The sequence below is a fragment of the Microcoleus sp. B4-C1 genome (assembly GCF_036705285.1).
GTDB lineage: Bacteria > Cyanobacteriota > Cyanobacteriia > Cyanobacteriales > Microcoleaceae > Microcoleus.
Genome location: NZ_JAUBUC010000167.1, coordinates 1 through 5,840, shown reverse-complemented (window position 1 = coordinate 5,840; position 5,840 = coordinate 1). Strand labels below are relative to the sequence as shown.

The following is a 5,840-nucleotide window of genomic DNA, read 5'->3' as shown; positions in this document are numbered from 1 at the left end:
CGTCCTTTTTGGACGGGCGGGACGCCCATCCCACAATAACAATTAAAATTGTAAGTTATTTAATTCGCGATCCTAAAATCGTATTACCGTCTCGCGATTCTCACACCTTCCCTAAAATGCGCGATCGTGGCAATTACTGCTATAGAAAAGTAAAATATTCTAATCAACCAAAAACAAACCCGCATTGACCAAGAAACAATAGTCGGAGCAATACCTGTGAACTGTACAAATCTGGAATTAACTTTTTTTTCAAAGCTGTCCAGGTCTTTCATCTCCGATTGTTTCGTGGGAATAACGGGAAACTGACCAGTATATACGTAATAACCGATAAAACCAGGCAATCCCACTTTTCTATTCAAAAATGAGTTAGTTAATGTTGCAGTTTGCGCTGGTAATAAATTATCCGATTCCTCTACTTTTTCCAGCCAAGAATTATATCTGATGGCTGGCGTAATCATGAAAACTAAAGGAACTATAACTATCAACAAAGCGGCACTAATTTTTCGACCATATTGAGGGTGTAGAAGCCTGGTCGCCACACCCACTCCCATACCGATAAATGCAAATATCAATATATTTAACAGTTCAATAATTTCGAGGCCTCTCAACAAATCGCCGATAATCAGAATGGTATATAATAATTTGTCTGCCAGTAGCAGAGCTGCCCACTTGATCAGAATTGAAACGCCTACAATAGTAGCTACAATCGCCACATACCCAATGCCACCTAGAACGTAGAGTAAAATCGAACCGACTTGTTTAAATGACTGCATGGAATTATTCACTCTTGTGAAAGTTTAGGAGTCTGATTGACAAAAATTTTAAAAATTTATAGCAATCTGGAGTTCCAAATTTGATTTTTAAAGTTGATTAGATCAACATCTGGAAATCAATCTAAAATCTAAAATCTACAATCGATCGACAAGTTCCCGCGCCGCCGCTTTGGTGACTTGTGCGATCCGTTCCTTCACAACATCCTCTTCGTTAGCGCAGCCCTCGAAGAGGATCGCCCTGTGGTCTGTTTCTTGTTCGCGATCGATCCCCAACCATAAAAGATACTCGATATTACCGGCCGGGCCAAGTAAAGGCGACCACGTTAAGCCGCGTTGCTGCCATCCTAAAGCTGTGGCTGCCTTCCACACTTGAAAAATCGCATCAGCTTGAGTTGCGGAGTCTCGCACTACGCCTTTTTTCCCGACTCTCTCGCGCCCTACCTCAAACTGCGGTTTTACCAGCAACACTGCTTCTCGCGGTGGTATCAACAATTCCCACAGCGCCGGTAAAATCTTATCCAGGGAAATAAACGACACATCTACTACCGCCAAATCTGCATAAACCCCTATTGGCAAAGAATCTTGCTCCCCCCCTTGACAAGGGGGGGCTGGGGGGGGTGACTCCCCATAAAGCTCAGTAGCAGTCATGTACCGCAAATTGGTGCGTTCTTTCAAAATTACCCTTGGATCGTTACGCAAGCCCCAATCTGCTTGACCGTAGCCAACGTCTACGCCGTACACTAGGGCCGCGCCGGCTTGCAGCAAACAGTCGGTAAAACCGCCTGTGGAAATGCCGCCGTCGAGGCAAATTCTGCCTGCAACGGGAATTGCAAAAACTTCTAAAGCTTTGGCTAATTTGTCGCCGCCTCTGGAAACATAGCGCGATCGCTCTTTGATCTGAATTTTTGCTGCAATGTCAACCTCAGTGCCCGGTTTGTCAACTATCTGTTGGTTGATGGAGACTTTCCCAGTCCGAATCAAAGCCTGAGCTTGCTGTCTGGAACTGCACAAATCTAGGCTGACCAATAAAGTGTCTAGTCGCTGTTTAGCCAAGGTTTTTAATCTGTACGGATAGGGTTAAGAACAGTACCAGATTAGCACTTATATCATTTCCGGTTACACTCCTTATGATTTTGACGGTTGACGGTTGACTGTTGACGGTTGACGCCGTGAACAGTCAACAGTGAACAGTCAACAGTGAACAGTGAACAGTGAACTCGGATTTACTATTGCGATGCTAACGGATTTGATATTACGCACAAGCCCGACTGCTAATTTTTGGCGATTATTTTGGTTTTGCGATTGTCGCGGGGCGATCGCGCCACCTCCCATTATGTGACTGAGATCGCTCCGATTGTGCACTTTTATCACAGCTCAACATTCATATGAATCACACAAAAATTGCGGCCAATGGCAGATGATTTATATGCAGCTAAAAGCACTACAAATACCATCAGGGCGATCGACTATGAAAACAATTAACTTTCCTATCAGAAATCAGGGCAATTGTCAAGAAAATCCCCTAGCCTTCCTCAGCGGTGACATCATTCACATTCTTTACCCCAATGGCGAAGTAGAAGCAACAACCGTCGCACAAATCGATCTGCGCCAAACCAAAAATCCCCTGGACAAATGCCTCGTCTGGGGATGTGTTGACGATTTTTAGCACCAGTTTCAAACAATAATGCAATTATAGGGAAGCTCCAAACCATTAATTCATAAGTCATTCCCAATTATTCAATTTTTTAATCTATAATTTTTAATCTATAATTTTTAATCTGAAATCTTTAATCTAAAATTGTATAACCCATAAAAAAAGATCGCTTGGAGGCTGTGAGGCCAAAAAAAGCGATCGATCTAACTGCTGCTAACTGCCAGCCACAAGTGCAATTTGCTGCTAAAAGAACTAGCAAATTGACTTAAATATCTTGTTCGCTCAATTCGCGAATCATGTAATCAAAAGGCTGATCCAAAAAAGGCCCCACAGACAAGCCAGCAGCTTCCACCTGAGCCTTAACCATCTCCTTCATAATGCTAATCCCCATCACCGTCGGGCCAATGGGAACGCTTAGAGAATTGTAAGTTTCGCGCAAACCTTGCAGCACGCGCTCGTCGAGCACGTCGGTACTTCCAGCCACCAGGGCGTAAGTAGCATAGCGCAAGTAGTAGTCCATATCCCGCAGACAAGCCGCGTAGCGACGAGTCGTGTAGGCATTTCCCCCAGGACGGATCAGTTCGGGCTGTTCAGCAAATAGCTGGATACCAGCTTGCTTGACAATTGCCGCAGCATTGCTGTTAATCGCAGCCGCCGCCTGTACCCGTGCCGTGCCCGTTGCAAAATAAGATTTCAACCGATCGATACCATCTCGGTCTAAATACCTACCAGCAACATCATAATTTTCAATCAGGCTCGTCACTGCATCGCGCATAAGTTTCTCTCCCAAAAATCTTTATCAATACTTTGCTATCTGAGACAGACCGCCTATTGTAGACTACTACAAATCGGCGTTTGATTAAGATTTGAGATAGGATTTTCACCAAGGGTAGTCTATCCGCGGCAAACTGTCGTAAAATTCAGCCGTTTGCCTTGTATCTTCATCCGACAAATAATCCACAGGGCAAGAATCTCAAACGGCCCGGCCCCACTGGGCCCCTATTTCAAACTTTTGTAGCCCTAGATACAAAATAGTGGATACTGAAGGCCTACGATCGCCCACACAGTCTGAAATCGGCCGATCGCCAAGACACAACCAATATCAGGAGTAAGTCATGTTCCAGACACCCCAAGAAGCCTTAAACTACATACAAGAAAATAAGATCCAGATCGTTGACCTCAAATTCATCGATATGCCGGGGATCTGGCAGCACCTTTCCCTGTACCACGACCAAATCGACGAAACCGCATTCACAGACGGCGTACCCTTCGACGGTTCCAGCATTAGGGGCTGGAAAGCCATCAACGAATCAGACATGACGATGGTCATCGATCCGACCACCGCTTGGATGGACCCGTTCATGGCAGAACCGACCATCAGCTTCATTTGCAGCATCAAAGAACCTCGCACCGGCGAACCGTACAGTCGCTGTCCCCGCACCATTGCCCAAAAAGCCATAGACTACTTGCTTTCCACCGGTCTCGGCGATACAGCATTCTTTGGCCCGGAAGCAGAATTCTTTATTTTTGACGACGTTCGCTTCGACCAAACCCAAAATTCCGGCTACTATTACGTAGATTCGATCGAAGGTCGTTGGAATTCCGGCAAAGAAGAAGCAGGCGGCAACCTCGGCTATAAACCGCGTTACAAAGAAGGTTATTTCCCAGTAGCACCAACCGATACCTCACAAGACATGAGAACGGAAATGCTGCTGACAATGGCAAAATGCGGCGTACCCATCGAAAAACACCACCACGAAGTCGCCACCGGCGGTCAATGCGAACTCGGTTTCCGCTTTGACACTTTGGTAAAAGCCGCCGACTACTTGCTGACTTACAAATACGTCATCAAAAACGTCGGCAAAAAATACGGCAAAACCATCACCTTCATGCCCAAACCGCTATTTAACGATAACGGTTCCGGGATGCACGTTCACCAGTCGATTTGGAAAGACGGCCAACCTCTATTTGCAGGCGATCAATATGCAGGTTTCAGTCAAATGGGACTGCATTACATCGGCGGCATTCTCAAGCACGCACCGGCACTTTTGGCACTCACCAATCCCACCACCAATTCCTACAAGCGTTTAGTTCCGGGCTTTGAAGCGCCTGTAAACTTAGCTTACTCTCAAGGAAATCGATCGGCATCAGTGCGGATTCCGTTGTCGGGAACCAACCCCAAAGCCAAGCGGTTAGAATTCCGCTGTCCCGATGCCACATCCAACCCCTATTTAGCATTTGCAGCCATGCTGTGCGCCGGCATAGACGGCATCAAGAATCAAATCGATCCGGGCGAACCTTTGGACGTGGACATCTACGACCTTTCCCCTGAAGAATTGAGCAAAATTCCTTCAACTCCCGGTTCATTGGAAGGCGCTTTAGAAGCTTTAGAAAAAGACCACAGTTTCTTAACTGAAACCGGCGTATTTACCGAAGACTTCATCCAAACCTGGATTTCCTACAAACTCGACAATGAAGTCAACCCGATGCGGCTGCGTCCTCACCCCTACGAGTTTGCTCTATACTACGACTGTTAGAAAATTAATAATTGAAAATTAAAAGTTAAAAATGGTATAATTACCATTTTTAACCTGTGATTTTTAATTAATAAGAACGCCGCCCTTAAAAGCGGCGTTTTTTTTAAATTTAGAACTTCTGGATCAGCGCCCAGACTCTCCCGTTACCCGACACTATCTGGGCAACGCTGTTAGTAGTAGGGCCCATTGTAGCCTCAGAGACATCCTCTACAGCCCATTTATTTGCTTTCTCATCAACAATAAACAAATCGTCAGCGGTAGTGCCTTCCTGAACCCGATATATCTTATTCAGAATGAAACGCCGCCGCGCTTCAGCTTTTGGTATGCCAACCACATCATCTGGATCGACTGAGATGGCACTGCCTTCTTTTAATGTACCTTTCGAGTTGCTTAAATTGCGATCGTCCCTTTGAGCAACCTGCACGCCGTGAAGCTGCAAACCAGGCTCATTCTCAGAGATATTCCAGACAGCAGCTAGGGCCCCACTTTTTCCCAAACCGAGAACCGCTGCACTAATAGTCAAAATTAGCAAAAACTTGAAATGATTCATTATATTTATGCTCCTTTGTTTGTGAGATTATGCACTCATTCTAAATTAGCAATTAGCAATTACCAATGACCAAACAATGTCCGATATTTTTGTGATGATCCGCAATCAGAGTAACGTCGCCATGACTTCTGTTGACGGCATTGCGTTTGTCACTTTACTGACTCAAGAAGGACGAGTGCTGGCCGAGGAGACAGTTGATCTGTTTGAGGCCGATGTGAATTTTGATAACCTGAAGCAGGGAAAATATACTGTAAGTAGGTCGGCGAAAAAAAACAAAACTATGTTAAGATACATAAAGAAAGGTAGAAATTTAGTGAGGTAATTAA

Annotated in this window: 8 protein-coding genes; 4 read left to right on the top strand and 4 right to left on the bottom strand. The window is 45.2% G+C overall.

The window, feature by feature from the left end:
• Nucleotides 1–83: 83 nt before the first annotated feature.
• Both QUB26_RS31055 and QUB26_RS31050 read right to left on the bottom strand, forming a co-directional pair.
• Nucleotides 84–785, bottom strand: coding sequence for a hypothetical protein (locus tag QUB26_RS31055; RefSeq protein ID WP_333057650.1), 702 nt, complete (start codon nucleotides 783–785; stop codon nucleotides 84–86).
• Nucleotides 786–908: 123 nt separating this feature from the next.
• Nucleotides 909–1,826, bottom strand: coding sequence for a TlyA family RNA methyltransferase (locus tag QUB26_RS31050; RefSeq protein WP_333321151.1), 918 nt, complete (start codon nucleotides 1,824–1,826; stop codon nucleotides 909–911).
• A gap of 151 nt (nucleotides 1,827–1,977) precedes the next feature.
• On the opposite strand from QUB26_RS31050, the gene QUB26_RS31045 reads away from it, so the two are divergent.
• Together QUB26_RS31045 and QUB26_RS31040 are read left to right on the top strand one after the other, a co-directional pair.
• Nucleotides 1,978–2,112 (top strand): hypothetical protein, encoded by a 135-nt coding sequence (locus tag QUB26_RS31045; RefSeq protein ID WP_333321149.1) that lies wholly within the window; start codon nucleotides 1,978–1,980, stop codon nucleotides 2,110–2,112.
• Nucleotides 2,113–2,199: 87 nt separating this feature from the next.
• A complete protein-coding gene (locus tag QUB26_RS31040; RefSeq protein ID WP_333321147.1) occupies nucleotides 2,200–2,439 on the top strand; it encodes a hypothetical protein in 240 nt (79 codons plus the stop codon).
• A 253-nt stretch (nucleotides 2,440–2,692) separates the two neighbouring features.
• On the opposite strand, the gene apcB is transcribed toward QUB26_RS31040, so the two are convergent.
• Entirely contained in the window at nucleotides 2,693–3,202 is a 510-nt protein-coding gene (apcB, locus tag QUB26_RS31035) for an allophycocyanin subunit beta (RefSeq protein ID WP_293258696.1), read from the bottom strand.
• A 340-nt stretch (nucleotides 3,203–3,542) separates the two neighbouring features.
• Here apcB and glnA point away from each other — a divergent pair, with 340 nt between their 5' ends.
• The gene (gene glnA / locus QUB26_RS31030) at nucleotides 3,543–4,964 is read left to right on the top strand and encodes a type I glutamate--ammonia ligase (protein WP_333245403.1); all 1,422 of its coding nucleotides are present in this window, start codon (nucleotides 3,543–3,545) and stop codon (nucleotides 4,962–4,964) included.
• 109 nt (nucleotides 4,965–5,073) lie between these two features.
• On the opposite strand, the gene QUB26_RS31025 is transcribed toward glnA, so the two are convergent.
• A complete protein-coding gene (locus QUB26_RS31025; RefSeq protein ID WP_333321145.1) occupies nucleotides 5,074–5,514 on the bottom strand; it encodes a hypothetical protein in 441 nt (146 codons plus the stop codon).
• Nucleotides 5,515–5,590: 76 nt separating this feature from the next.
• On the opposite strand from QUB26_RS31025, the gene QUB26_RS31020 reads away from it, so the two are divergent.
• On the top strand, nucleotides 5,591–5,836 hold the full coding sequence (locus QUB26_RS31020; RefSeq protein WP_333321143.1) for a hypothetical protein: 246 nt from the start codon (nucleotides 5,591–5,593) through the stop codon (nucleotides 5,834–5,836).
• Nucleotides 5,837–5,840: the final 4 nt, after the last annotated feature.

What these genes read in the sequence shown, in the direction of transcription:
- QUB26_RS31040 (WP_333321147.1), top strand. Translation starts at nt 2,200, where the DNA reads ATGCAGCTAAAAGCACTACAAATACCATCAGGGCGATCGACTATGAAA.
- apcB (WP_293258696.1), bottom strand. Translation starts at nt 3,202, where the DNA reads ATGCGCGATGCAGTGACGAGCCTGATTGAAAATTATGATGTTGCTGGT.
- glnA (WP_333245403.1), top strand. Translation starts at nt 3,543, where the DNA reads ATGTTCCAGACACCCCAAGAAGCCTTAAACTACATACAAGAAAATAAG.
- QUB26_RS31025 (WP_333321145.1), bottom strand. Translation starts at nt 5,514, where the DNA reads ATGAATCATTTCAAGTTTTTGCTAATTTTGACTATTAGTGCAGCGGTT.
- QUB26_RS31020 (WP_333321143.1), top strand. Translation starts at nt 5,591, where the DNA reads ATGTCCGATATTTTTGTGATGATCCGCAATCAGAGTAACGTCGCCATG.